This is a genomic window from Rhodoferax sp. LS1R11 (genome assembly GCF_056521395.1).
The window spans coordinates 1-23,658 of sequence record NZ_JBWMAW010000003.1 but is presented as its reverse complement, the minus strand read 5'-3'; the positions used below and the strand labels follow the sequence as shown (position 1 = coordinate 23,658).

The 23,658-nt window shown below is 58.5% G+C and carries 29 protein-coding genes; 11 read left to right on the top strand and 18 right to left on the bottom strand.

Annotated elements, in window-relative coordinates:
• Window positions 1-45: 45 nt before the first annotated feature.
• From AC097N_RS04815 to AC097N_RS04805, 3 genes are all read left to right on the top strand, one after another.
• Window positions 46-330: a DUF5710 domain-containing protein gene (locus AC097N_RS04815; RefSeq protein ID WP_479579611.1), complete on the top strand. Its 285-nt coding sequence runs from the start codon at window positions 46-48 to the stop codon at window positions 328-330.
• A 67-nt stretch (window positions 331-397) separates the two neighbouring features.
• Window positions 398-1,339, top strand: coding sequence for an RNA polymerase sigma factor RpoH (gene rpoH / locus AC097N_RS04810; RefSeq protein ID WP_479579610.1), 942 nt, complete (start codon window positions 398-400; stop codon window positions 1,337-1,339).
• 71 nt (window positions 1,340-1,410) lie between these two features.
• Window positions 1,411-2,403: a Bug family tripartite tricarboxylate transporter substrate binding protein gene (locus AC097N_RS04805; RefSeq protein WP_479579609.1), complete on the top strand. Its 993-nt coding sequence runs from the start codon at window positions 1,411-1,413 to the stop codon at window positions 2,401-2,403.
• 6 nt (window positions 2,404-2,409) lie between these two features.
• On the opposite strand, the gene AC097N_RS04800 is transcribed toward AC097N_RS04805, so the two are convergent.
• The 5 genes from AC097N_RS04800 to AC097N_RS04780 are packed head-to-tail and all read right to left on the bottom strand — an operon-like array spanning window position 2,410 to window position 6,550.
• Window positions 2,410-3,018 (bottom strand): SCO family protein, encoded by a 609-nt coding sequence (locus tag AC097N_RS04800; protein WP_479579608.1) that lies wholly within the window; start codon window positions 3,016-3,018, stop codon window positions 2,410-2,412.
• 7 nt (window positions 3,019-3,025) lie between these two features.
• On the bottom strand, window positions 3,026-3,922 hold the full coding sequence (gene cyoE, locus AC097N_RS04795) for a heme o synthase (protein ID WP_479579607.1): 897 nt from the start codon (window positions 3,920-3,922) through the stop codon (window positions 3,026-3,028).
• Window positions 3,919-5,088 (bottom strand): COX15/CtaA family protein, encoded by a 1,170-nt coding sequence (locus AC097N_RS04790; protein WP_479579606.1) that lies wholly within the window; start codon window positions 5,086-5,088, stop codon window positions 3,919-3,921. Before AC097N_RS04790 ends, cyoE begins: the two co-directional genes overlap by 4 nt.
• 6 nt (window positions 5,089-5,094) lie before the next feature.
• A complete protein-coding gene (locus tag AC097N_RS04785) occupies window positions 5,095-5,877 on the bottom strand; it encodes a hypothetical protein (RefSeq protein ID WP_479579605.1) in 783 nt (260 codons plus the stop codon).
• The gene (locus tag AC097N_RS04780) at window positions 5,828-6,550 is read right to left on the bottom strand and encodes an SURF1 family protein (protein WP_479579604.1); all 723 of its coding nucleotides are present in this window, start codon (window positions 6,548-6,550) and stop codon (window positions 5,828-5,830) included. The genes AC097N_RS04785 and AC097N_RS04780 overlap by 50 nt, the downstream gene beginning before the upstream one ends.
• Window positions 6,551-6,565: 15 nt before the next feature.
• Between AC097N_RS04780 and AC097N_RS04775 the strand changes: the two genes are divergently transcribed.
• Window positions 6,566-6,787 carry a twin transmembrane helix small protein gene (locus AC097N_RS04775; RefSeq protein WP_479579603.1) on the top strand — a complete coding sequence of 74 codons (222 nt, stop codon included), beginning with the start codon at window positions 6,566-6,568 and terminating at the stop codon, window positions 6,785-6,787.
• A gap of 66 nt (window positions 6,788-6,853) precedes the next feature.
• Here AC097N_RS04775 and AC097N_RS04770 read toward each other — a convergent pair whose 3' ends face one another.
• From AC097N_RS04770 to AC097N_RS04735, 8 genes are all read right to left on the bottom strand, one after another.
• Entirely contained in the window at window positions 6,854-7,735 is an 882-nt protein-coding gene (locus tag AC097N_RS04770; protein ID WP_479579602.1) for a cytochrome c oxidase subunit 3, read from the bottom strand.
• 53 nt (window positions 7,736-7,788) lie between these two features.
• Window positions 7,789-8,010: a DUF2970 domain-containing protein gene (locus AC097N_RS04765; protein ID WP_479579601.1), complete on the bottom strand. Its 222-nt coding sequence runs from the start codon at window positions 8,008-8,010 to the stop codon at window positions 7,789-7,791.
• Window positions 8,007-8,606, bottom strand: a complete 600-nt coding sequence (locus tag AC097N_RS04760) for a cytochrome c oxidase assembly protein (protein ID WP_479579600.1) — start codon at window positions 8,604-8,606, stop codon at window positions 8,007-8,009. Before AC097N_RS04760 ends, AC097N_RS04765 begins: the two co-directional genes overlap by 4 nt.
• 3 nt (window positions 8,607-8,609) lie before the next feature.
• Entirely contained in the window at window positions 8,610-8,720 is a 111-nt protein-coding gene (locus AC097N_RS04755; RefSeq protein ID WP_479579599.1) for a cytochrome oxidase small assembly protein, read from the bottom strand.
• Between the two features lie 69 nt (window positions 8,721-8,789).
• Entirely contained in the window at window positions 8,790-10,409 is a 1,620-nt protein-coding gene (gene ctaD / locus AC097N_RS04750; protein WP_479579598.1) for a cytochrome c oxidase subunit I, read from the bottom strand.
• A gap of 41 nt (window positions 10,410-10,450) precedes the next feature.
• A complete protein-coding gene (gene coxB / locus AC097N_RS04745) occupies window positions 10,451-11,635 on the bottom strand; it encodes a cytochrome c oxidase subunit II (protein ID WP_479580091.1) in 1,185 nt (394 codons plus the stop codon).
• A 59-nt stretch (window positions 11,636-11,694) separates the two neighbouring features.
• Window positions 11,695-12,171, bottom strand: a complete 477-nt coding sequence (locus AC097N_RS04740; RefSeq protein WP_479580090.1) for a DUF2244 domain-containing protein — start codon at window positions 12,169-12,171, stop codon at window positions 11,695-11,697.
• Window positions 12,172-12,295: 124 nt separating this feature from the next.
• Entirely contained in the window at window positions 12,296-13,183 is an 888-nt protein-coding gene (locus AC097N_RS04735; RefSeq protein ID WP_479579597.1) for a biotin synthase, read from the bottom strand.
• A 35-nt stretch (window positions 13,184-13,218) separates the two neighbouring features.
• Here AC097N_RS04735 and AC097N_RS04730 point away from each other — a divergent pair, with 35 nt between their 5' ends.
• Window positions 13,219-13,914, top strand: coding sequence for a ComF family protein (locus AC097N_RS04730; protein WP_479579596.1), 696 nt, complete (start codon window positions 13,219-13,221; stop codon window positions 13,912-13,914).
• Between the two features lie 17 nt (window positions 13,915-13,931).
• Window positions 13,932-14,426 (top strand): tRNA (cytidine(34)-2'-O)-methyltransferase, encoded by a 495-nt coding sequence (locus AC097N_RS04725; RefSeq protein WP_479579595.1) that lies wholly within the window; start codon window positions 13,932-13,934, stop codon window positions 14,424-14,426.
• Here the strand turns inward: AC097N_RS04725 and AC097N_RS04720 are convergent.
• The gene (locus AC097N_RS04720; RefSeq protein WP_479579594.1) at window positions 14,417-14,872 is read right to left on the bottom strand and encodes a MaoC family dehydratase; all 456 of its coding nucleotides are present in this window, start codon (window positions 14,870-14,872) and stop codon (window positions 14,417-14,419) included. The genes AC097N_RS04725 and AC097N_RS04720 overlap by 10 nt on opposite strands.
• 105 nt (window positions 14,873-14,977) lie before the next feature.
• Here AC097N_RS04720 and kefC point away from each other — a divergent pair, with 105 nt between their 5' ends.
• Window positions 14,978-16,795: a glutathione-regulated potassium-efflux system protein KefC gene (gene kefC / locus AC097N_RS04715; RefSeq protein ID WP_479580089.1), complete on the top strand. Its 1,818-nt coding sequence runs from the start codon at window positions 14,978-14,980 to the stop codon at window positions 16,793-16,795.
• A 16-nt stretch (window positions 16,796-16,811) separates the two neighbouring features.
• On the opposite strand, the gene AC097N_RS04710 is transcribed toward kefC, so the two are convergent.
• On the bottom strand, window positions 16,812-17,540 hold the full coding sequence (locus AC097N_RS04710) for a FadR/GntR family transcriptional regulator (protein WP_479579593.1): 729 nt from the start codon (window positions 17,538-17,540) through the stop codon (window positions 16,812-16,814).
• An 89-nt stretch (window positions 17,541-17,629) separates the two neighbouring features.
• Between AC097N_RS04710 and AC097N_RS04705 the strand changes: the two genes are divergently transcribed.
• Both AC097N_RS04705 and AC097N_RS04700 read left to right on the top strand, forming a co-directional pair.
• Complete coding sequence (locus tag AC097N_RS04705; RefSeq protein ID WP_479579592.1) at window positions 17,630-18,562, top strand: 2-dehydro-3-deoxygalactonokinase; 933 nt, start codon at window positions 17,630-17,632, stop codon at window positions 18,560-18,562.
• The gene (locus AC097N_RS04700; RefSeq protein WP_479579591.1) at window positions 18,559-19,197 is read left to right on the top strand and encodes a 2-dehydro-3-deoxy-6-phosphogalactonate aldolase; all 639 of its coding nucleotides are present in this window, start codon (window positions 18,559-18,561) and stop codon (window positions 19,195-19,197) included. The genes AC097N_RS04705 and AC097N_RS04700 overlap by 4 nt, the downstream gene beginning before the upstream one ends.
• 126 nt (window positions 19,198-19,323) lie before the next feature.
• On the opposite strand, the gene AC097N_RS04695 is transcribed toward AC097N_RS04700, so the two are convergent.
• The 3 genes from AC097N_RS04695 to AC097N_RS04685 all read right to left on the bottom strand — a co-directional run bounded on the left by AC097N_RS04695 (window position 19,324) and on the right by AC097N_RS04685 (window position 21,592).
• Entirely contained in the window at window positions 19,324-19,704 is a 381-nt protein-coding gene (locus AC097N_RS04695; protein WP_479579590.1) for a VOC family protein, read from the bottom strand.
• A gap of 194 nt (window positions 19,705-19,898) precedes the next feature.
• Window positions 19,899-20,411: a hypothetical protein gene (locus tag AC097N_RS04690; protein ID WP_479579589.1), complete on the bottom strand. Its 513-nt coding sequence runs from the start codon at window positions 20,409-20,411 to the stop codon at window positions 19,899-19,901.
• The gene (locus AC097N_RS04685) at window positions 20,408-21,592 is read right to left on the bottom strand and encodes an AAA family ATPase (RefSeq protein ID WP_479579588.1); all 1,185 of its coding nucleotides are present in this window, start codon (window positions 21,590-21,592) and stop codon (window positions 20,408-20,410) included. Before AC097N_RS04685 ends, AC097N_RS04690 begins: the two co-directional genes overlap by 4 nt.
• Before the next feature lie 312 nt (window positions 21,593-21,904).
• Here AC097N_RS04685 and AC097N_RS04680 point away from each other — a divergent pair, with 312 nt between their 5' ends.
• Window positions 21,905-23,041 carry an ImmA/IrrE family metallo-endopeptidase gene (locus AC097N_RS04680; RefSeq protein WP_479579587.1) on the top strand — a complete coding sequence of 379 codons (1,137 nt, stop codon included), beginning with the start codon at window positions 21,905-21,907 and terminating at the stop codon, window positions 23,039-23,041.
• Window positions 23,041-23,538 carry a DUF4411 family protein gene (locus AC097N_RS04675; RefSeq protein WP_479579586.1) on the top strand — a complete coding sequence of 166 codons (498 nt, stop codon included), beginning with the start codon at window positions 23,041-23,043 and terminating at the stop codon, window positions 23,536-23,538. The genes AC097N_RS04680 and AC097N_RS04675 overlap by 1 nt, the downstream gene beginning before the upstream one ends.
• Window positions 23,539-23,658 lie beyond the last annotated feature (120 nt).

Below are 23,658 nucleotides of genomic sequence, written 5' to 3'. Positions count from 1 at the left end.
CTGTCATGGGTGCCACCACGGATAATTCGCCGGATGAGAATCAATTTGAAAACACCTTTTGCTGAAAAAGATGCCGTGAAGACACTGGGCGCCCGCTGGGACGCCAAACAAAAGCTTTGGTACATCGTCGATGTGGCAGACCTCACACCGTTCCTCCGCTGGATTCCCTCTTTGGAAGCGGCCACCGAACTGCCGGGCGCCATGGACAAGTCCCCGCAGACATTACCCGGATCCGCCAACGACGTACCTCACTGTGGATGCAAGGTATTGCCATGGGAAGATTGCCCGCACACCGCGATGGCTCTAGTTGATCACTATCAACCTCATTGAACTTATGGCTTAGCACTCAATCACATAGAGTGCTAATATTCCATCAATGACGAAAAGGAGTTCTGGTATGGTTTATCAAACTGGAGTTTCGGGGGCTGCCCTCGCGGTTGCCAATCCGTGGTCGCTGGTGCCGCCGTTGGGCAATCTGGACGCTTATATTTCGGCGGCCAATCGTTTGCCTATGCTCACCCTTGAGGAAGAGCAGGAGTTTTCGCGCAAGTTCCGCCAAGACAATGACTTGGATGCGGCTGGAAAGCTGGTGCTTTCGCACCTGCGCTTGGTGGTGTCGATTTCCCGCCAATACCTGGGCTACGGTCTGCCACACGGCGACCTGATTCAGGAAGGCAATGTGGGTCTCATGAAGGCCGTCAAACGCTTTGACCCGGACCAGGGCGTGCGTCTGGTGAGCTACGCCATGCACTGGATCAAGGCGGAGATTCACGAATACATCCTGAAAAACTGGCGCATGGTCAAGGTGGCCACAACCAAGGCGCAGCGCAAGTTGTTCTTCAACCTGCGTTCCATGAAGCAGCGCTACAAATCGGACGATGCGGCAGCGGACGTGGGCACGCACCGAGAGACGCTCAATGAGGACCAGATTGACGCCATGGCCGCCACGCTCAAGGTCAAGCGCGAAGAAGTCATCGAGATGGAAACCCGCCTGTCGGGCGGCGATGTGCTGCTGGATCCCAGCCCGTCCGACGACGGTGAGGATGCTTTTGGCCCGATTGCCTACCTGACGGACACCAAGCACGAGCCCACGGCCATGATCGAGGCGCACCAGCGCGATGTGTTGTCCAGCGACGGTATTGCCACCGCACTGGAAGCGCTGGATGACCGCAGCCGCCGGATTGTGGAGGAGCGCTGGCTCAAGGTAAACGATGACAACTCGGGCGGCATGACCTTGCACGAGCTGGCGGCCGAGTACGGCGTGAGCGCCGAACGCATTCGCCAGATCGAGGTGGCCGCCATGAAGAAGATGAAGAAAACTCTGATCGAATACGCCTGACCTCCAGCCGGCCCGGCACAATGCCCCTGATGGCTCCTGCCTCAGGGGCATTTTTTATTCACGAAACATCCATGTCACGACCGCCCCTTCGACTTGCTATGCTATTCATAGCTTCCTGCGCACTATCTACGGGGGCTACAGCCCAAAAAACCTTAAAAACAAGCGAAAACTGGCCCAATCGCACGGTGCGCCTCATCGTGGGCTTTCCGGCCGGGTCGTCGCCCGACCTGACGGCGCGAACGCTCGCCGAACCGCTTGCCAAGGCCCTGGGCCAAGCCGTGATCGTGGAAAACAAGGTCGGCGCAGGCGGCAATATTGCCGCTGACTATGTGGCCAAGGCCACCGACCAACATACCCTCGGGCTCATGATTAATGGCAACATGACGATTGCCCGGCTGCTGAACCCCAGGCTGGCCTACGATCCGCTCAAGGACCTGACGCCGGTGAGCCTGATTGGCACGTCTCCCCTGGTGCTGACGGCGCCCGTGGGCGCACCTGGTGCCAGCGCCAAAGACTTTTTATCGGCGGCACGCACGGCCGGCGACACATGGAGCTACGGCTCACCGGGCGTGGGTACCGTGGGGCATATCGGCATGGAATTTTTGAAAAGCAAGGCCCGCATCAACCCGGTGCATGTGCCCTACCCCGGCTACCCCCAGGTGGCCAATGCGATGCTGGGCGGGCAGTTGCAGTTGTCGATGCTGCCCCCTGCGCTGGCCATGGCCCAGATCAAGGCGGGCAAGTTGCGCGCGATCGGTGTGACTTCCAGTGTGCGCAGCACCCTGGTGCCCGAGTTGCCCAGCATGACCGAAGCGGGTGTGCAGGGCTTTAATCTGGAAATATGGAACGCGGTGGCGGCCCCCAACAACCTGCCCCCACCGGTGGTGGCCAGGCTGTCGGCCTTGTTCAGCGAGATCGCCCGCGCGCCGGAGATGCGCCAAAAACTGTTTCAACAGGGCTGGCAGGTAGCGGGCACCTCCGCCGAAGGCTTGGCCAACCGCATCAAGCTCGACACCGCCTTGCTGGGGGGCGTGATTGCCACCCGTGGCATCAAGGCCGAGTAGACGCGCTCACGGGTTCTGCAGCAGCAGTTTGATGTCGGCCGCCAGGGGTGCGGCGCCCGTGCCGTAGCGGGTGTACAGGCGCAGCTTGCCCTGTGTGTCGTAGACGTAACTGCCTGCGGAATGGTCCATGGTGTAGCTGGTGGGTGTTTTGCCATCCACCTTTTTGTAATACACCTTGTAGTCTTTGGCGACGGCTTCCAGCTTGTCGGGGGTGGTGTAGAGCGCGAGAAAACTCGGGTCAAAGTTGGCCATATAGGCTTTGAGCACCTCAGGGGTGTCGCGCTGCGGGTCCACCGTGACAAACAGGCCCTGCAGGCGTTCGCCGTCTTTGCCCAGCAGTTTTTTGATCTCGGCCAGCTCGGCCATGGAGGTGGGACACACGTCCGGACACTGGGTGTAACCGAAGAACATGACCACCACTTTGCCGGCAAAATCTTTGAGGCTGCGTGACTGGCCGTTGTGGTCCGTCAACGCAAAATCACGCGCATAGTCGGCGCCGGTGAGGTCAATGGAAGAAAAACTGGGTTTTTTCTCAGAACAAGCGACTAACAGGGCTGTAGCCCCCGTAAACAGTGCGTAGCCAGCTATCTTTTTAAGAGCATTTCGTTTGTTCATGTGATGATCACAGTACATAGTGGTCCACCAGCAGGGCAGCAAACAGCACGCTGAGGTGAATAAGGGAAAAGCGAAAGGTCTTGCGCGCCAGCGCATCGGAGTAGTCGCGCCACAGCCAGAAACCGTACAGGCAAAACCCGATACTCAGCCCCACCGCCGCCACCAGGTAAATCCACCCGCTCATGCCATAAACATAGGGCATCAGACAGGCTGCAAACAGGATGAAGGTGTACAGCAGCACCATCAGGCGGGTGAACTCGTTGCCGTGGGTCACCGGCAACATGGGCAGACCCGACTTGCGATAGTCTTCCACGCGATAGAGGGCCAGCGCCCAGAAATGCGGCGGTGTCCACAAGAAAATGATCAGGAACAGGATCAGCGCTTCAGGCCCCACATCCCCGGTCATGGCGGCCCAGCCGAGCACCGGGGGCATGGCCCCCGAGGCGCCGCCAATGACGATGTTTTGCGGCGTGAGCGGCTTGAGAATGACGGTGTAGACCACCGCGTAGCCAATGAACGTGGCAAAGGTGAGCCACATGGTCAGCGGGTTGACCCAGACGTACAAGAGCGTCGACCCCAGGCCGCACAACACGGCCGAGAACAGCAGCGTCTGCACGTCGTTGAGCTCACCCTTGGCCGTGGGCCGCCAGGAGGTGCGCTTCATCTTGGCATCAATGCCTTTCTCGACAATACAGTTAAATGCCGCCGCTGCGCCAGCCACCAGCCAGATGCCCAGGCAGGCTATCAAGCCGACTTTGACTTCGGGCCAGGACGGCACGCCGGGCACCGCCAGCACCATGCCAATCAGGGCGCAAAAAACAATCAGCTGAATCACGCGCGGCTTGGTCAGGGCATGGAACTGACTGAACACAGAGGCGGTCACGGGAGGGGAAATGGCAGTCATGCGGACAGTCTCGAGACAGAGGGATCTTGGGCAACAGGTGCCAGGGAAAGGGAGCGTGCGCGGCTGGCTGTGATCGCCCAGGTCAGAACAACAATCAGTGCGCCAGCACCACCCGTGTGCAACACAGCCGCCACCAGAGGCCAGTCCAGCACCACATTACTCAGGCCAGTGAGCAACTGCAAGCTGATGAACGCGGCCAGCCAGCGCGATGGGGTGCGCAATGCAGCGACCCGATTCAGGCGCCAGGACAGCACGCCAAGCACGGTCAGCACCACAACGGCCATAAGCCGGTGGACGTAGTGAATGGCGGTCAGGGCGGAAAACTCGATCGCCTCGCCGCTCGAAGTCAAGCCCAACTCACGCCAGATTTGAAAACCTTGCTGAAAGTTCATTGCAGGCCACCAGCTGGCCTGACACGTCGGAAAGTCCTGGCAAGCCAGGACCGCATAGTTGGTGCTGACCCAACCTCCCAGCGTGACTTGAACCAGCAGGAGGAAAAAAGACAGCCACAGCCAAGTGCGCAAACCCGGGTTGAGGGTCACGACAGCTAAACCACCGCTGGCCTGCCCTGAGCGAACCACCTGCACACACAGCAGCGCCAGCAATGTCAGCCCCCCCAGCAGATGCAGCGTGACAATGGCCGGAAAAAGCTTCATGGTCACCGTCAAAGCGCCAAAAGCACCCTGCATACACACCCACAGCAGCGTCAGCGTGGGCCACCATGGACTGATGACACTCCCCTGCGCTTTGCGCCTGTGGGTAATCCAGCTGGTCACGGCCAACACCAGAATGAGTACACCCACAGTGGTCGCCAGGTAGCGGTGAATCATCTCAACCCAGGCCTTGCTGTGGGTCACAGGGCCCGAAGGCATGGCGTTTTGAGCGGCTTCAATGTGTACCTTCGCGCCGATTGGATTGGTACTGCCATAGCAACCGGGCCAGTCAGGACAACCCAGGCCCGAATCAGTCAGGCGGGTGAAGGCACCAAACAGCACCAGATCAAAGGTCAGAAAAAGGGTCAGAACCGTCAGCGCCTGGAGCCGCCGAACCGGCGTGGCACCACGGTGGCGAAACCAAACCCAACTCAACGGCCCCAGCGCCAGCAGAGCGCCCAGGAGCATCATGCTGACCAGCGGCGACAGGTTGTAAGGAGCGTGCGGAGTCATTTCTTTTTACTGCGCGACTTCAGGTTTGGCTTGGGGTGACGATTCGCGCCCCGGTTGATCCCAAAAGGCGGAGGCCCGCAGCAACCGTTCCAGATCCTTTTTGGCCTTGGCGGCACTGGCCACCTCGAGGTTGGCCGGAAAACGCATCATCCAGTTACCCATCGGATCGACCACATACAGGTGCTCAGAAAGCTGGTGCCCTTTGGCAGGCAACAGCCAGTCCGAAAGACCAGCCTCCGACACACGCAACACCGTGGCCCCCTTCAAGGCCGGCAGCAGCTTCTCTGAAACCGCTGCATCGTCGGTCAGCAGCCAGACCCAGTCCAGGCGGTCTTTGTCCTTGCCCAATCCTTCACGCAGCTGGCGCTGCAGGTACAAATGACGGCTGCACTCCTCGTCACATGCTGCATTGGCCACGCTGACAAGCAGCCACTGGCCCTTGAGCGATTTGAGATTGCTCTTTTCGGCTGCCAGATTCATGCTTGCCTGATCAGGCAAGGGTCGCTGGGGATCAATCAACTCGCCAAAATTACGGCGTCCTTCTGGCCGGATCACGTAATAAGTGACATACGACGCCACCACCGGTGATGCGCAAGCCAGAAAAAGGGCAATCATTTTCCAGCGACCCATACCAGTGCGCCGCGCCGCTGTTTCCAAGACACGTTCCGGAGCGGGGATGGAATGAACCGTCAAACCCAGCGGCTGGTCGCCGCGTGCAGCCCCAAAGGGTGCAGCCGCATCAGGGGCGTTGAGGGGAGATGAATCGTCTAACAATTTGAAACCAGACATAAAGAATTGAAATCAATGCGCTCAATGCAAACCATTGCACAGCGTAGCCATGGTGCTTTTCAACACCCGTGATGGCCACTGGCCACTCACGCAGCAAGCCGTCCGTCAACGGACCGGTCTCCTGAATGGAGACCGCCAGCAGGGGCATCCCGACCTCAGCGCTGAACGACGTCATGTCGAGATTTTGCCGGATACGCCCTGTATCCGGGCCTTCGAACTCATATAACTTGGATGGCGGCAGGACAATCCGCCCCTGAATAGTGACAGGTCCGGTGGGGGTAACCACGTCTGGCACCTTCGTGCGGTCAATGAAATTTCTGGCCCCCCAGCCCCGCTGGACTACAACCACGCCGGCATCTCCATCGAGCGCCAAAGGGGTCAACACATACAGGCCAGGTTTGCCATTCATCTGGCGATTGTCCAGATAGACCGTATGCCCTGCGACCCATTGGCCGCGCAACGTCACCCGACGGTGCAAGACAGCCAGCGGATCAGACGCTGACGCCAGCATGCGGGTGTCCAGTGGGTCTAACGCCTCTTTCGACTCTATCGAAGCCTGCAAGGCCTCTTTTTGGCTTGCCCGGGACAGCTGCCAACGACCCAATGCCAACGTCAGCACCACTGACAACAAAGCCAGTAGGGTGATCAACCAGAACTTCCAACGTGAACTCAACGGATAATCCTGTCTATGAAATACTTGGTCATCGTCGCATTCGTTGCCATTCTCGGCAGCTTGGGAACCGCACTTTTTTTCATGATGAAAAACAACAGCAGCAGTAAATCAAGGGCTCAAAAAATGGCATTTGCCTTGGCGATGCGGGTCGGCATATCTGTTCTGCTTTTTGTCAGCATTCTGCTGGCGTGGAAGTTTGGCTACATCCAACCCACAGGAATTGCCGCCGGCCAGTAAAGCCTGTAACCCTCGCCACAATCAAAAAGGCACCGCGCGCGGTGCCTTTTTGCTGGGCATTCTGACTTACATCCAGTAAATCAACACGTAGAGTCCAAGCCAGACCACGTCAACAAAGTGCCAATACCAGGCGGCACCTTCAAATCCAAAATGCCGCTCAGCAGTGAAGTGGCCTTTTTGCAGGCGCAAGGTTACAAACAACAACATCAACATACCGATAAACACGTGGAAGCCGTGGAAACCGGTCAACATGAAGAAGGTGGAACCGTACACACCAGAAGTCATTTTCAGGTTGAGCTCATGGTATGCGTGGTAGTACTCGTAACCCTGAACGAACAAGAATACGATACCCAGCAACACGGTCATCCACATGAAGGCAATCGTCTTGCCGCGGTTACCGCTGATCAACGCGTGGTGGGCAATGGTCAAAGTCACGCCAGAACTCAACAACAAACCGGTGTTGATGGTGGGCAACCAGAAAGGCGTCATGGTGGTGAACGGCTCAACAATGCCAGCGGGTGATGCGGTCACACCGGCGGCCAAGCTGGGCCAGACGGCTTTGAAATCAGGCCAAAGCACGGCATTGTCCAGGCTCCCCAACGCGGGCACCGAGTGGGCACGGGCCCACCACAGAGCCGTGAAGAAAGCGCCGAAAAACATCACTTCAGAGAAGATGAACCAACTCATGCTCCAGCGATAAGACAAATCGATCTTGTGACCGTACTGTCCGCCTTCGCTCTCGCCAATCGATTCGCTGAACCATTGGTACAACACACCCAAAAACCAGACCATGCCGATACTGAGCGCGTATTTGCCCCAATCAGCGCCATTGATCCACTGGCTTGCGCCCAAGATGACGAAAAACAGACCCAAGGCAGCCATCGCAGGATGCCGTGACGGGCTGGGCACAAAATAATGCGGTGTTGCGGCGTGTGTTGTTGAACTCATGTCTGCTCCAATTCTTCCAGTTCTCTTCAATTTTTCAGTTGCTGCGTGGTGCCTTATTTGGCAACCACCCAGTTAACCAGCACTATTAAACCAACTACAAAAATCATGGCACCTGCAATACCCACTGCAATGATATGAAATGGGTTCACGCGAGCCATATCTTCCTGCGATTCGCTATTTTTTCGAATTCCAAAAAATGACCATGCCACCATTTTGATGGAGCGCCACACCGATGTGTTTCGGACGCTGTCCTTGTTGCTTACAGGCTCACTCATGAGCCTGAGATTGTCGTCACGTGCTCAACGGCATTCGCCACCGGGGCGGGCGGCGTTTTTCCACCCACTTCAAAAAAGGTGTACGACAAAGTGATTGTCGATACATCTTTGGACAGCTTGGAATCAATCACAAACACGACCGGCCAAGACTTTTTTTCACCCGGTTCCAGCGTGTATTGGTTGAAGCAAAAGCATTCCAACTTGTTGAAATGGGGACTCGCCTGCTGCGGAGCGTAACTGGGAATGGCCTGTGCCGACATGCGTCGGTTTTGCACGTTTTTGAACTCGTACATTACCGTTGCCAATTCACCTGGATGAACCTGAATGGAACGCTGTGCAGGCTTGAACTCCCAGGGCCCGCGTGAGTTGGCATCGAATTCCACCGTGATCGTGCGACTCTTGTCCACCTGGGTGTTGGCGGGCAGAGTTGCCTTGGCACCTGGAATGTTTCGTTCCCCAAGAGCCAGCACATTGATGCCAGTCATCTCACAAATAGCCTTGTACAAAGGCACCAACGCATAACCAAACGCAAACATACCAGCCGTGATCACGACCAGTTTGCTCACCATCTTGATATTTGCGCTGCGCAGACTCATGACCTACTTGCTCAAAACAATCATCTTTGCCATGAACCCGACGAAAAACATCAAAGCGATTGATGCGAGGATCAATCCAGTTTTGACGTTTGCTTTCTTTTGTTCAGATGTCATGAAATTCTTTGTAAATTGGAAAAGAGCTTTATGAAAAAAGCACTTTTCCGTTGCATTCCAACCGACCGCTTAGCCAATCACGCGAGTGGCTGTGATATCCAGTTTTGGAGGTGTCTCGAAGGTATGGAATGGCGCAGGCGATGGCACTTCCCACTCCAGGCCTTCAGCAGCTTCCCAAGGCTTCTGGGGCGCTTTTTCGCCCTTGCCACGCATGGCGGGTAGAACAATGAACAGGAAGAAGTAAACCTGGGCAAAACCGAACAGGAAACCACCCACTGAGGCCAAGGCGTTGAAATCCGCGAACTGCATGGGGTAGTCAGCATAGCGACGTGGCATACCGGCCAGACCCAGGAAGTGCATTGGGAAAAATGTCACGTTGAATGCAATGAGCGACCACCAGAAGTGAATCTTGCCGCGGGTTTCGCTGTACATCACACCGGTCCACTTGGGCGCCCAATAGTAGAAGCCTGCAAACATCGCAAACAAGGAACCTGCCACCAACACATAGTGGAAGTGAGCAACCACGTAATAAGTGTCTTGCAACTGGATATCAATGGGCGCCATCGCCAGAATGAGACCTGTGAAACCGCCCATGGTGAACACGAAAATGAAGCCCACCGAGAACAGCATGGGAGTTTCAAACGTCATGGAGCCTTGCCACATGGTGGCGATCCAGTTGAAAATTTTCACAGCGGTAGGCACCGCGATCAACATCGTGGCGTACATGAAGAACAACTGTCCTGTCACTGGCATGCCCGTCGTGAACATGTGGTGAGCCCACACGATAAAACTCAGGATGGCAATGGAAGACGTGGCGTACACCATCGATGCGTAGCCAAACAATTTTTTGCGCGCAAAGGCGGGCACGATCTGGCTGATGATGCCGAAGGCCGGCAAGATCATGATGTACACCTCAGGGTGACCGAAAAACCAGAAAATATGCTGGTACATCACCGGGTCACCGCCACCGGCGGGGTTGAAGAAGCTCGTACCAAAATGACGATCTGTCAAAGTCATGGTGATTGCGCCAGCCAACACGGGCATCACGGCAATCAGCAAGTAAGCGGTGATCAACCAGGTCCAGCAGAACATCGGCATTTTCATCAACGTCATGCCAGGGGCACGCATGTTGAGAATGGTCACGATGATGTTGATCGAACCCATGATGGAACTCGCACCCAGGACGTGCATGGCAAAAATACCAGCGTCCATGCTGGGGCCCATTTGCAGGGTCAACGGCGCATAAAGCGTCCATCCAGCTGCTGGCGCGCCGCCAGGCATGAAAAACGATGTAACCAAAGTCACCGCTGCAGGAATCATCAACCAGAAGCTGAAGTTGTTCATACGGGCAAAGGCCATGTCAGCCGCGCCAATTTGCAACGGAATCATCCAGTTCGCAAAACCGACAAAGGCCGGCATAATGGCGCCGAACACCATGATCAGACCATGCATCGTGGTGAGCTGGTTGAACAACTCAGGGTTCACAAACTGCAGGCCAGGCTGAAAAAGCTCGGCGCGAATCAACAGCGCAAGGACGCCGCCAATCATCAGCATGGTGAAACTGAACAACAAATACAAAGTCCCGATATCTTTGTGGTTGGTGGCAAACACCCAACGACGCCAGCCTGTGGGCGCGTGGTCGTGATGATCGTCATGGGCGTGATCGTGGTGGTCTAGAACGGCACTCATTCTGCTTTCCTTCTCAATACTGGTATTCGTGGTGCGAGGGCTTACTTGCGAGCAGCCATCACGTCAGCTGGCTGAACCAGTTGACCCGTTTTGTTTGACCAATTGTTCTTGGTGTAAGTGATCACAGCAGCTAGCTCTGTGTCGCTCAACTGCTTCCATGCGGGCATGGCGCCATTGTTCTGACCATTCAGCAAGACAGCAATCTGCTTGCCCTTGTCGGCATCAAGCACAACAGCGGCGCCGTCCAGCGGCTTGATCGGGCCTGCACCCTTGCCGTTGGCCTGGTGGCAAGCTGCACAATTCGTCGCATAAACCTTTTCGCCACGCTTGGTGAGATCTTCGACGGTCCACACTTTGGCAGGATCATCGGCTTTGGCAGCCAGCTTTTTCTTCTCGCCGTCGACCCAGGCGGTGTACTCTTCAGCGGAAACCACCTTCACGTGGATCGGCATGTAAGCATGCTCTTTGCCACACAACTCCGCGCACTGGCCGTAGAAATCACCGGTTTTTTCAGCACGGAACCAGGTGTCACGCACAAAACCGGGAATCGCATCCTGCTTGACACCAAAAGCTGGAATCATCCACGCGTGAATCACGTCATTGGCCGTCGTGATGATGCGGATTTTTTTGTTGACGGGAACAACCAATGGATTGTCGACCTTCAGCAGGTAATCATTCACCACTTCGCCAGCCTTGGGGCCACCGTTGTTGGACATTTCGCGCTGGGCGCTGTCAAGCGACGCGATGAAGGAAACACCCTCGCCCTCGCCCTTGAGGTAGTCGTAACCCCACTTCCACTGCATACCGGTCGCCTTGATGGTGACATCTGCGTTGGTTGTGTCTTTCATGGCAACCACGACTTTGGTAGCCGGCAGGGCCATCAGGATCACGATGACGAATGGAACGATGGTCCAGATGATCTCGACCGTCACGGACTCGTGGAAATTTGCGGCCTTGTGACCAACCGATTTGCGGTGCTTCCAGATGGAATAAAACATCACGGCAAACACAGCTACAAAAATCACGGTGCACAAGATCAACATAAACCAATGCAGCCAGGCTTGTTCCTCGGCAATTTTGGTGACTGCTGGAGCCAAATTGAGTTGATTGACAGCAGGGCCGCCAGCCAAGTCGCCAACGGCATGGGCCGCGGTAAATGCAGCCGACCCGGCCCAAGCGCCAGCAGCCAACAGCGTGCTATTCAATTTATTGAAAATGCTCTTCATCATGCTCACTTTTCATTGCCTCAAATTAACCGAATCTGACCCGACAACCGGGCCTGCCTTCATGCGTCCCGCAGTGCCATCCGAATCTCTTTTGCCAACTCTGGCCGCAATTCCGGCCTGACGAATCGACCCACACTGATTGATCGTCCCTGCCCGGAAACCTCAATCAAAGACCTGTCCCCGAGTTTCGGCTCTACCCGAACCCATTCACGGCGAAACTCTGCACGCTCCAGCTTGCCAGCGTTTTCGAACTCCACCACAAGATTTCTGCCTTGCAAGTAAATCCGCTCGCCGTCCGTCGCATGGCGGGCATAAAACAGAAAACCAGCGCCTACGGCCAGCAACTCCAGCCAGGCAAAAGGCAAGACCAATACGGCACCATGCGCCCAAAATACCATGCCGATCAACAGGGAAAGCAGACAAAGTGACAGATAAACCCAACCCAGCTGAGCCGGCGTTGCCGCACAGTTACGTTGCAGAAACCATTGGATGTTCTTACCTTGAACTGTCGCGAACCTGAACGCCAAGTTTGTCACTAGCTTTACCCGCTGAATACGATTCAACACAATTCAGAATGCAAGGTACATAAGGGATCGCCTATGTATCTCGCGATATTGTAGCCCACGGTATCAAGCGCATCCCCCATGTCAAGCCCGCTTCTCAAGGATTGGGGAGATACGTTTTGCGCTGGTTCAAGCTTTCACGCATCTGCGACAAAGACAGCACCGTTTCAGCACGCATGGCGAGTCGCGGCACAGGCCTGAACGCATGGCCGTAAATAATCTCGAACGTCAACTCCAGTGGTTTGCTTTGAAGCGCCTCTTTCAACTGCGCATGCCATTGACGGCCGCGCAGACCGGCAAACCGCTGCGGGTGCAGATTTCGGCCCAAGCCGCGCAATTCTTCAAGAAGTCGCTGCGGCGTCTCGAAGGTCAGGGTGATGCGTTCCATGTCCATGACGGGTTCCGCAAAACCGGCAGCCACCAGCATGTCACCCCAGTCGTGCATGTCCGTGAATTCATGGGAAGGCGCGGGCCAACCCAGCGCCTGGTACAAGCCCCTTAACTCCTTCAAGGAGTCCGGCCCCATGCAGGAAAACATCAAAAATCCATCAACCGCCAGAGCACGATGCCACTGGGCCATCAAGGCCTGCGGGTCGGCGGCCATGTGCAAGGCCATATTGGCCCACACCATTTGCACCGCACTGTCGGTTGGCACTTCAAAACGCGATGACTTGCCCGTCCAGCGGGCAGGCTGCCACCAGGATTTTGCTATTCTTTTGGAAGCAAACTCTGCACGATCAATCTCAGTCTCAACCACAAAACAGCTTGAATCAGGGTAACGGCGTGCCAACAACTCATGCGCTTCAAGCCCCCCGCGCACCGGCTCCCAGTGCGCCCAGTTCTGGGGCTTGAGCTTGATCCACTCCAGCCGCTCTTCCATGCGCCGCGCCACCTCCTCATGCAGCCAGGGTGAGGGGCCCGCGGGCATTTGCTGCCAGCGCTGGGCAGCTTGGGGATCGATCGTGGGAGGGCGTTGGGTAGGCATGGTGATGAGGAGTGCCGCCAGAGTATATTGAGTCGATGTTTTTCGGATTGATCAAAGGAGTGTTGAACGCACTGCCCAGCCAGTGCAGCGTGTGCCATGCCTGGCCAAGCCAGAGCATTTGCGAAGCATGCGTCAACCGCTTTGCCCAGCCCCTGCCCCGCTGCCAGACCTGCGCGTTGCCGGTGCCCGCAGGCGTTCGGCGATGCGGAGAATGCGTCAAGAACCCGCCGCCACTGGACGGCTGCCTGGCCGCCGTCTCTTATGCCTACCCCTGGTCTGGCTTGATCGTCGGCTACAAATTCCATAACCAGCCAGGGCATGCCAGCGCCCTGGCCTTGCTGCTGCACAGCACGCCCTGGGTGGAGCCGGCGCTGGACGCGACGGACCTCGTGCTGCCCATGCCCCTGTCCCGGACCCGGCTGCAAACAAGGGGTTTCAACCAGGCCCTGACCCTGGCCAGGCAACTCTCGCCACACAAAACCAACCCGCATGTGCTGTTGCGCATCAAGGACACACCGCCGCAAAGTGCCCTGAACCGGGTGGAACGGCTTGAGAGTGTGAAAAACGCCTTTGCCGTCGACCCCTTGTTGCTCCCAAAAGTACAAGGCGCGCGGGTAGTGCTGGTGGACGATGTGATGACCAGCGGCGCCTCGCTGTTTGCCGCCGCCAGGGTCCTTCGGGCGGCGGGGGCGGCGCACATCACGGGCATCGTGATCGCGCGCACGGAGTGAGGGGCGACAATCCGGGCATGTTTCATATTGTCCTCGTCGAACCCGAAATCCCGCCCAACACGGGCAACATCATCCGTCTGGCGGCCAACACCGGCTGCACCCTGCATCTGGTGGAGCCGCTGGGCTTTTCAATGGACGACAAGCACATGCGCCGCGCCGGTCTGGACTACCACGAGTACGCCGAACTCAAGCGCCACGCCGACTGGGCCTCGTTCCTGCGCGATGAACAACCCGCACCCGACCGTCTTTTTGCCCTCACGACGCGGGGCACCCGAAGCCCCTACGAGGTGGCGTTCAAGCCCGGCGACTGGCTGGTGTTCGGTTCGGAAACCAAGGGCATCTCAGACACCGTGCGCGCCGCTTTTGCCCCCGGCCAGGGCTTGAAACTGCCCATGCGGGAAGGCCAGCGCAGCCTGAACCTGTCCAACGCCGTGGCCGTCACCGTTTTTGAAGCCTGGCGGCAAAACGGGTTTGACACCGTGGCGGCCAGGTCGGCGCCGGTTCAGGGGTAATAACGCGCCAGCGACTCGGCCACACACACTGGCTTCACGGCGCCGTCGCGCTCAATCGCCACTTCCCAGGTCAGCTGGACGCCGCCGTTGTCAATGGACTCGCTCTTGAGCAGTTTCAAACGGGCACGCAGGCGGCTGCCCACCGGCACCGGCGCCATGAAGCGCACCTTGTTCAGCCCGTAGTTCACGCCCATCCGGGCTTCGACCACCGTGATCGATGACTCGAAAAACGCCGGGATCAGTGACAGCGTCAAAAACCCGTGCGCAATGGGCGCACCAAAAGGCCCGGCGGTGGCCCGCTCGACATCCACGTGAATCCACTGATGGTCGCCCGTGGCCTGGGCAAACAGGTTGACCTGCGCCTGCGTGATGGTGATCCAGTCGCTGACAGCGACCTCCTGTCCGGCCAAGCTGGAAAGTTCGGCAAGTGTGGGTATGGTTTTCATGCCCTCACTGTAGCGAGGCACGCAGAACCGCCGTGTCCGATGAGCGACAAATCCAGTCTGCGCGATAGACTCACCGCAACCTTTTTTCTGGATTGGCAAGCCGACATGGAACACACGCCCGCCTGGCTGATCAACAGCTTCATCTATCTCAGTGCGGCGGTCATTGCCGTGCCCTTGAGCCGGGCCCTGGGGCTGGGGTCCATCATTGGTTACCTGGCGGCGGGCATCGCGATTGGCCCCTGGGGCCTGGGCCTGGTCACCAATGTAGAGGACATCCTGCACTTTGCCGAATTCGGCGTGGTGCTGATGCTCTTCCTGGTCGGACTGGAGTTGGAGCCCAAACGCCTGTGGAGCCTGCGCCGCCCCATTTTTGGCTGGGGCAGCGCCCAGGTGCTGGGCTGCGCGCTGCTGCTCACGGCCGTTGCCATGGGCTTTGGCGTGAACTGGCGGGTGGCGCTGGTGGCCGGGCTGGGCCTGGCCCTCTCCAGCACGGCGATTGCGCTGCAAGTGATAGGGGAGCGCAACCTGATGCCCACCAGCAGCGGGCAGGCCGCGTTCTCGGTGCTGCTGTTTCAGGACGTGGCCGCCATCCCGATCCTGGCGCTGCTGCCGCTCTTAGGCGTCGCATTTATATCAAATGAGGCTGCAGCCCCCGTTGATCATGCGCAAGCAGCTATAAAAATAGTAGCAGTCATTGCCAGCATCATTCTGGGGGGGCGCTTGCTGATGCGCCCGCTGTTTCGCTGGATTGCGCGCTCCAACACCCCCGAAATCTTCACCGCCGCCTCGCTCTTGCTGGTGGTCGGCATTGCCGGGCTAATGCAGTTTGTGGGCCTGTCCATGGCGCTGGGCGCCTTTCTGGCCGGTGTGCTGCTGGCTGAGAGCGAGTACCGGCGTGAGCTGGAAACCGACATCGAGCCCTTCAAGGGCCTGCTGCTGGGCCTGTTCTTCATCGCCGTGGGCATGAGCATCGACTTTGGCGTGCTGCGCCAGTCGCCGGGGCTGATGGCGCTCATCGTCATCGGGTTTCTGCTGGTCAAAGGCGTGGTGATCTACACCCTGGCCCGGCTCATGAAGTTGCCGTTTCAGGAGCGGGCGGTGTTCACGCTGCTGCTGGCGCAGGGCGGCGAGTTTGCGTTTGTGGTGTTCCAGGCGGCCGCGGGCGCCAACGTGTTTTCGGCCCAAACGGCCTCGCTGCTGATTGGCGCGGTGGCCGTGTCCATGCTGGTGAGCCCGCTGATGCTGGTGGCCATCGACAAGCTGCTGCTGCCGCGTTATGCCCACTGTGGCGTGCCGCAACTGGAAGAAATCTCCGAGCAGCAAGAGGCCCCGGTGGTGATTGCGGGCTTTGGCCGTTACGGCCAGATCGTGGCGCGCATGCTGCTCGCGCAAGGCATTCCCACCACCGTGCTGGACCACGACGCCGAAATGATCGAGGCGGCGCGCAGCTTTGGCTACCGCGTGTTTTACGGCGACGCCACGCGGCTTGACCTGCTGCGCACCGCCGGTGCCGCGAGCGCCAAGATTCTGGTGGTGGCGGTGGACGACATGGCGCAGTCACTGAAGATCGTGGACCTGGCACAGGCCCACTTTCCCCAGCTTGACATCGTCGCCCGCGCCCGGGACGTGACGCACTGGCACAAGCTGCGTGACCGGGGCGTGATGCGGGTGCAACGCGAGTTGTTCGAGTCCAGCCTGCGCAGTGCGCGCAGCGTGCTGGAGCTGTTGGGCCAGGGTGCCGATGAAGCCCGCGCCAACGCGGGGCGTTTTCGCCAACACAACCTGGAGTTGTTTGAAAAAATGCAACCTCACTACCAGGATCGCGCCAAGCTGATCTCGGTGGTGAAGCAGGGCCGCCAGCAACTCGAAGAACAAATGGCGCAAGAGCGGGCCACGCTGGCGGAATCCAACAAGGGTAGCTAGAACCGCTCGTTAATGGTCATACCAATAAAACCGAACGCTTCATCAACGCCCGGGTATCCGACAACATGCCCGCCATGCGGTGCAGGGCGTTTTGCGAGTCGCCGTTTTGGATCGCCTCAAACACTTTCTGGTGGTCCGGCAAACCGCGCTTGAAGTCCCCGGCCGAACGCGCCGTCACCACCAGCAAGGACGCCAGTGCACTGCCAATGATGGCGGCCAGCGGCATCAGCAAGGGATTGTTCGTGGCCCTGAGAATGGCCGTGTGAAAGGCAAGATCGGCGTCCACCCACTGGGCAAGCGACTGGGCATTCTGCATGTCGTTTAACGCGGCCTGGATGACCTGAAGCTGCTCCGCGCTGCGACTGGACGCCGCCAGCGACGCCGCAGCAGGCTCAATGATTTCACGCAGTTCGGTCAGGTGCTGCAAAAACTCGGCGTCAGCCCCCGTGGCGCAGCGCCAGGCCAGAATGTCGGGGTCCAGCAGATTCCACAGGTCTTTGCTGCGCACCCGGGTGCCGATGCGCGGACGCGGCTCCAGCAGCCCCTTGGCCGCCAGCACCTTGACCGCCTCGCGCAGCGCGGTGCGGCTGACCTGCAACTCGCCGCACAACTGCTCCTCGTTGGGCAACTGCGCACCGGCGGCATACATTCCGCTGACCACGCGGCGCCCCAGCTCCTGGACCACCTTGCCATGCAAGTTCCGTCCGGTGTAGGTCGCGGTATTGACACTGGCGGGAGGATTCATGGTGTGGGGGCAGCGAAGCTGCAAGTGGGGGTTGGCAATCCAATCATCATATGATTAAATGCACCCGCCTGCCACCCTTTTGAACGCACATGAACGCCAAGACTGAAATTCCCTTTGTCGGCCTGGATTGGGGCACCACCCACCGCCGCAGCTACGCCTTGAACACGACGGGCGCCTGCACTGCAGAAATCTCCGACGACCAGGGCGCACTGGCGAGCAAGGGCCGTTTTGCACCCGCCCTCGCAGACGCCTTGAACCAATTGCACGCCACACCGGAGCGCGTGGTGATGGCTGGCATGGTGGGCAGCGCCCTGGGCTGGCAGGAGGTGCCTTACGTGGATGGCAGCGTGCCGCTGGAAGCACTGGCGCAGCATCTGGTGGCCGTGAAAGACGCTGCCTGTGCCACCCCCGCGTTCATCGTGCCAGGCTACTGCATCCGCAACGCGCAAGGCCAGCCTGACGTGATGCGCGGTGAAGAAACCCAGCTGCTGGGCGCCTTGACCCTGGGCCACCACAGCGGCTGGTTTGTGCTGCCCGGCACCCACAGCAAATGGGTGGCGTTGCACAACGGCCGCATCACCCAACTGCGCACCTACATGACCGGCGAGTTGTTTGACTTGCTGGGCAAACATGGCACGATCGCCGCGGCCGTTGGCTCCGGCGCAGCGGTGTGGGACCACAGCGCCTTTAACGAAGGCGTGCGGGCCGCGGGCCACGGCACCCTGAGCCACCAGCTGTTTGGCTGCCGCGCCCGCGTGGTGTGCGGCGACATGCCCGCCGCCAGCACCAAAGCCTATTTGAGCGGCCTGCTCATCGGCACCGAACTGCAGGACGTGCTGCGCCGCCCCCCGGGCACCCGCGCGGCCGACCCACAGACCTTCAAGCTGATCGGCTCGCCCGAACTGGCCACCCACTACCAGGGCGCGGCGGCCGAGCTGGGCCTGAGCTTTGAAGTCATCGACGCCAGGGCGGCCTTCATCGGCGCCATGTCCCACCTTCAATCGCACGGAAAAACCCAATGAAAACCGCACAACAACTGCTGGATCAGGCGCGGCACATGCCTCTGGTGGCCATTTTGCGGGGCCTTGACCCGGCCAGCGCCGTCGCCGTGGGCGAGGCCCTGGTCGAGAGCGGCTTTCGCACGCTGGAAGTGCCGTTGAACCGCCCCGGCGCCCTGCAGTGCATCGAACTGCTGGCTCGCACCCTGCCCGCCGATGCGCTGGTGGGCGGCGGCACCATGCTGACCGTGGCCGATGTGGACGCGGTTCACGCCGCCGGTGGCCGCCTGATGGTGTCGCCCAACTGCGATGTGCGCGTGATTGAGCGCGCCGTAGCCCTGGGCATGCTGTGCGCGCCCGGCGTGACCACCCCGAGCGAAGCCTTCACCGCCTTGCAGGCAGGCGCGCAGGCGCTCAAACTGTTTCCCGCCGAGATGGTGGGCCACGGCGGGCTCAAGGCGTTTAAATCGGTGTTGCCCAACGGGGTTGACCTGTGGCCGGTGGGCGGCATCACGCCAGAGAGCATGACCGCCTGGAAAGCCGCCGGGGCCACCGGTTTTGGCATTGGCAGCCAGTTGTACGCACCGGGCTCCTCCGCTGCGCAGGTGTTGGCGCGCGGGCGTTTGTACGTGCAGGCGTGGCAGCAGGCTGGGCGTTGAATTTATATTAAATAGGGCTGTAGCCCAGGTGGGACGTGCGGGAGTAGCTATTAATTAGATAGCTAAAAAGAGCGTTCGTGCCACCTGCCATAGCTTCGTGTTGCGCCTCATCAACGCTGAGTCGCACTACGCAAGATCCTCATGAAGACAAAGGTAGTTGCCTTCTGTGTCCTTGAACCAGGCCGCCTTCTCTGCGCCCAGAACGCAAACGTGATCGACGGTCTTGAAGTCCGGAAAGTCATAGTTCTCGAATACCACACCCGTCTTCTTCAGTTCTGCGATGCTCGCGGCAATGTCTGGGACTTGGAAGCTAATCGCCGTGTGTTCGGCCTTGGTGCCTTCCGGCTTGGGAAAAAGCGCCAGCGTGCTCCCCCCCACTTGATACATAAACTTGCCGTCAGGCCGAAAGCCACTGGGCGTCAATCCGAGGCTTCGTTCGTAGAACGCTCTGGCCCGATCCATGTCAATCACAGGCAGCATGGTCGTCACGGAGGAATTGGTCAGCATATGCAATCCTTTCACTCTGTCCCTTGGCACCCGTGCGAGAGATACCGCACCTTGGCCCAAGGGCGGATATTCAGTGTAGGCACCGAGGCGGACAAATACCAGTCAGGCCATGCAACTTTTGGTTGACCGCAAGGTGGAGGACATGGCGCCGTTGGCGCTCGTACTGCCACCAACCGGTGATGCAGCCTTGTGATCTATTTCGTCATTAACAGATTCAAAAGTTCGTCCAGAACGACGATTCGGGATCGTGCTTCGTCAATCACCTCGCGGCTGAAATGACGAAGAACGAACTCGTCTGACGCGACAGCTCCAAACCGGGCTAAAAAATCCCGTTTCAGTTGCACCGTCGTCAGTCCACTCACAGGTACACGGTGCACTTGCAGCAACTCGGCCTCAAGGCAAGGTTCACATGGCAGTACCTGAATCTTGGCCTTGCGTGCTACTGCACGGGTCTTGTCGTTCCAATCCGCATCAGTATCCAGCAACGTGGCCCTCATGTCATAGGCCGCATTGCGCGACTGGCGAAATGCAAAATCCACCACATGCGCAGCCCCTTTGCCTCGTGCGTTTTTGATGGTGACCACCACGCCCGAGCCCCGCTGCACATACAAGCCTTTCAAGTGCTGCATGAGCTGAACCTCCGCGTCACCCTCACCCACCAGCAAGAGCGTTCGTGCCACCTGCCGCAGCTTGGTGTTGTGCCTCATAGCTGCGGCACGGCGCCATAGGCGCCAGCCATGTACTTGGCGTAGAAATTGTCATCGCTGCGGATGCCCTCCACGCTGTCAAGCCGCCAGGCACTGCTCTCGTTGTTGGCGTCTTTTTCAACCAGCATCACCTGCGCCTTGTGCACGACATTCAGCACCTCCATGGCGTGGCAAGTGAACAGCAATTGACCGCCGTGCGGGTTGGTCACCGGGTTGGCAAACAAGTCAAGAATGGGCTCCAGCATGTGCGGATGCAGGTCATTTTCAAACTCGTCAATCACAGCCAGCCCACCCGACTGCAGCACCGGCAGCAGGCGATGCAACAGCACCAGTGCGCCTTGCGTGCCGCTGGACTCCAGCATGAACGGCAACTCAAACTGCGCACCGTTCGCCGCGCGATGAACGCCAAAAGGCAACCAGAATTTCTCTTTCTTGCCATCGGGCAAGACGGTTTCAAGCTCACGCACCTGCACATCGCTCAACCCCAAGTCCCAGGCTGACAACAAACGCACCAACTGCTGGCGCTGCACCTCTTCACGGGCAAAGTAAGCCGCCGCACGCATCAACTGGTCTGAATCATTCACCATTCGGCCAAACTGGTGAATGTTGCTCGACATGGCGCCATTCACCAGGCGCTGCGCCAGCGGTACACCGTATTGCGCCGCGGTGGCGATCAGCGACGCATTGGGCCGCACCTTGCGCGCCTCGGACGCCACAAAGCCAAAATCCTGCTGCTTAATGTCATAAGCCTGTGCCGCTTCATTCCAATCGCGCACAAACACATAACGCATGCGCTCATGCTTGACGTACAAGGCCTCGTGCAACACGCGCTCTGGCGTGCAGCGCAATGTGTAACGCCACAAACGCCCCTCAAAGTCAACATCCACCTCAAACTCCGACGGCTCGTTGGGTGCAGCCGCGTGCGGCTGAAACGGCAGCGGTGCAACAGGGTCCGCACTGAACGAGTGGCGCATGAACCAGTCCAGAAACAGGACGGGCTTGAGCAACGCCGTCTTGCCGCTGGCGTTGGGGCCAATGACCGCCATGACCGTGCTCACGCGCTCGCCCGAACCCGCCTGGCGCGACCACACCGCGTCCGGCACCTTGCGGTCCAGCAGCCAGGACACCTCGGCGCGTTCACGAAAAGATTGGAAATTGGAAAAAGCGTAACGATGCAACATCGGTAAATTAAATCACACCTCAAACGAAAATTTGTTTTAAATGTGATTTAACAACTCATAAAACACCATTCAACCGAAAAGGCATAGAACGATACCCAGCGCCATGTATTTATAAGAAATAGCACGCTAGCCCACGTCTGACGTGCGGAAGTAGCTATCAATTAAATAGCAAAATCCATTTACGCCTGTGGCTTGTCACTTTGCGTTTGCGCCTCGTCATGCACCTTGGCAAAGGTCAGGATCACTTCACGGATGATTTTGCGCTGGGGGGCTGGCAGCTTGAGGAAGGCGCCCTTGGTTTAGACTGCGGCCATGTCTGCCAAAGCCCACATCAATCCCAAAATCCTGCGCTGGATGCGTGAGCGCGGTGGGCTGGATGTGGGGGACGCAGCCCGTGCCGCCAGCATTTCGCCGGAGCAACTGACCCATTGGGAAGCAGGTAAAAGCCAACCGACCTTTCTTCAAGCGCAAAAACTTGCTCAGGCCTTGCATGCACCGTTTGGCTACCTGTTTCTGACTGAGCCACCCCCTGAAAATTTGCCTCTGCCTGACCTGCGCACGGTGGGCGGCGCCCCTGTGCCGCGCCCCAGCGTAGATTTGCTTGACACCATCCGCCTGTCGCTACAACGACAAGCCTGGTATCTGGACCATCAGTACGACGAAGGCACCGATTCCCTGCCCTTTGTGGCACGCTTTTCAACGGATGCCCCCATACGAGCAGTAGCCGCTGACATGCGCGCCGTGCTGGGCATAGACGTAGAAAAAGGCCAGCGCACCTGGGAAGTTTATTTCCGCCAGCTGATTGATGCGGCTGAGTCCGTAGGCATCCTTGTCATGCGTAGCGGCATCGTAGGCAACAACACGCATCGCCCGCTGGACGTCGCTGAGTTCAGGGGATTTGCCGTCAGCCACCCACTGGCCCCCCTCATATTCATCAACAGCGCTGACGCTCCGGCCGCGCGCCTGTTCACCCTGCTACACGAGCTGGCCCATATTTGGTTGGGTAGCAGCGGCATATCCAGCGCCAGCCCCGGCAATGGCCGGCGTGAAGAAGTTTTTTGTAATGCCGTAGCCGGGGAGTTTTTGGCGCCGCATGACGTATTCACTGCCCTGTGGGCTGCCAACACGGCCAGCCTGCCCGAGCGCGTGGCCGAACTGGCGCGGCGCTTTCATGTCAGCCGCCTCGTCATCATGCGACGTGCACTTGATTTGAACCTGGTAGATCACGTAACCTATTGGCAGCACTACCAAGCCGAACTGACCGCCTTTCGAAACAAACCGGGCGGTGGCGGCAACTTTTACAGCAACGCCAGCGTCAAGAACAGCAAGCGCTTTGCTCGCGCTGTGCTGACAGAGGCCCTAAGCGGTCGACTGCTGCTACGGGATGCAGGACGCCTTCTCGGCGTGCAGCCAGGCAAACTGCGGCTGCTCGCGGGAGTAATTGAATAGTGACTTACCTGCTGGATGCCAACACGCTCATTGAAGCCAAAAACCGCTACTACCAGATGCACATTTGCCCCGGCTACTGGGACTGGCTGCTCAAAGCCAACCAGACCGGTGAAGTGAACAGCATTCGCAGCGTGCGTGATGAACTGCAACGTGGGAACGACACATTAGCTGAGTGGGCCAAAGATCATGCCCATCTATTCCTGGAAGAATCTGATGATGCTACTCAGACGGCTTTTGCCGAAGTAGCCCAGCATGTGGCCAGCAATACCCTGCAAATGAAAGCTGGCGCAATTGAAGAATTTCTGGGTGGCGCAGACCCGTGGTTGATCGCCAAGGCCATGACGACGGACGCCACCGTGGTAACGCATGAGCAACTGAACCCGGCAGCTCGCCGTAAGTTCCTGATCCCCAACGTTTGCCAGCACTTTGGCGTGCGGTTTATTGATACGTTTGAACTGCTGAATGCGTTGGAAGCGCGGTTTGTGCTGGGTGGCTGAAATTGTTAAGGGTTGTAGGATGCCCACCCGCAGCGGCGCACCAGTTGCGACAGGAGTGAACTGAAGGGCGGGCGTCGTACAAGCCTCGAGGGAGGAAACCGCGGGGCCAGCAACGGGCCC

Bases quoted from the DNA above. Each gene is read 5' to 3' on its own strand.
- AC097N_RS04720 (WP_479579594.1), bottom strand. From the start codon at position 14,872: ATGAAAACCATACCCACACTTGCCGAACTTTCCAGCTTGGCCGGACAG.
- AC097N_RS04695 (WP_479579590.1), bottom strand. From the start codon at position 19,704: ATGCTGACCAATTCCTCCGTGACGACCATGCTGCCTGTGATTGACATG.
- AC097N_RS04705 (WP_479579592.1), top strand. From the start codon at position 17,630: ATGAACGCCAAGACTGAAATTCCCTTTGTCGGCCTGGATTGGGGCACC.
- AC097N_RS04805 (WP_479579609.1), top strand. From the start codon at position 1,411: ATGTCACGACCGCCCCTTCGACTTGCTATGCTATTCATAGCTTCCTGC.
- cyoE (WP_479579607.1), bottom strand. From the start codon at position 3,922: ATGACTGCCATTTCCCCTCCCGTGACCGCCTCTGTGTTCAGTCAGTTC.
- rpoH (WP_479579610.1), top strand. From the start codon at position 398: ATGGTTTATCAAACTGGAGTTTCGGGGGCTGCCCTCGCGGTTGCCAAT.
- AC097N_RS04725 (WP_479579595.1), top strand. From the start codon at position 13,932: ATGTTTCATATTGTCCTCGTCGAACCCGAAATCCCGCCCAACACGGGC.
- AC097N_RS04785 (WP_479579605.1), bottom strand. From the start codon at position 5,877: ATGTCTGGTTTCAAATTGTTAGACGATTCATCTCCCCTCAACGCCCCT.
- AC097N_RS04790 (WP_479579606.1), bottom strand. From the start codon at position 5,088: ATGACTCCGCACGCTCCTTACAACCTGTCGCCGCTGGTCAGCATGATG.
- AC097N_RS04775 (WP_479579603.1), top strand. From the start codon at position 6,566: ATGAAATACTTGGTCATCGTCGCATTCGTTGCCATTCTCGGCAGCTTG.
- AC097N_RS04755 (WP_479579599.1), bottom strand. From the start codon at position 8,720: ATGACATCTGAACAAAAGAAAGCAAACGTCAAAACTGGATTGATCCTC.
- AC097N_RS04770 (WP_479579602.1), bottom strand. From the start codon at position 7,735: ATGAGTTCAACAACACACGCCGCAACACCGCATTATTTTGTGCCCAGC.
- AC097N_RS04760 (WP_479579600.1), bottom strand. From the start codon at position 8,606: ATGAGTCTGCGCAGCGCAAATATCAAGATGGTGAGCAAACTGGTCGTG.
- kefC (WP_479580089.1), top strand. From the start codon at position 14,978: ATGGAACACACGCCCGCCTGGCTGATCAACAGCTTCATCTATCTCAGT.
- coxB (WP_479580091.1), bottom strand. From the start codon at position 11,635: ATGAAGAGCATTTTCAATAAATTGAATAGCACGCTGTTGGCTGCTGGC.
- AC097N_RS04700 (WP_479579591.1), top strand. From the start codon at position 18,559: ATGAAAACCGCACAACAACTGCTGGATCAGGCGCGGCACATGCCTCTG.
- AC097N_RS04690 (WP_479579589.1), bottom strand. From the start codon at position 20,411: ATGAGGCACAACACCAAGCTGCGGCAGGTGGCACGAACGCTCTTGCTG.
- AC097N_RS04710 (WP_479579593.1), bottom strand. From the start codon at position 17,540: ATGAATCCTCCCGCCAGTGTCAATACCGCGACCTACACCGGACGGAAC.
- ctaD (WP_479579598.1), bottom strand. From the start codon at position 10,409: ATGAGTGCCGTTCTAGACCACCACGATCACGCCCATGACGATCATCAC.
- AC097N_RS04730 (WP_479579596.1), top strand. From the start codon at position 13,219: ATGTTTTTCGGATTGATCAAAGGAGTGTTGAACGCACTGCCCAGCCAG.
- AC097N_RS04680 (WP_479579587.1), top strand. From the start codon at position 21,905: ATGTCTGCCAAAGCCCACATCAATCCCAAAATCCTGCGCTGGATGCGT.
- AC097N_RS04685 (WP_479579588.1), bottom strand. From the start codon at position 21,592: ATGTTGCATCGTTACGCTTTTTCCAATTTCCAATCTTTTCGTGAACGC.
- AC097N_RS04735 (WP_479579597.1), bottom strand. From the start codon at position 13,183: ATGCCTACCCAACGCCCTCCCACGATCGATCCCCAAGCTGCCCAGCGC.
- AC097N_RS04765 (WP_479579601.1), bottom strand. From the start codon at position 8,010: ATGAGTGAGCCTGTAAGCAACAAGGACAGCGTCCGAAACACATCGGTG.
- AC097N_RS04800 (WP_479579608.1), bottom strand. From the start codon at position 3,018: ATGAACAAACGAAATGCTCTTAAAAAGATAGCTGGCTACGCACTGTTT.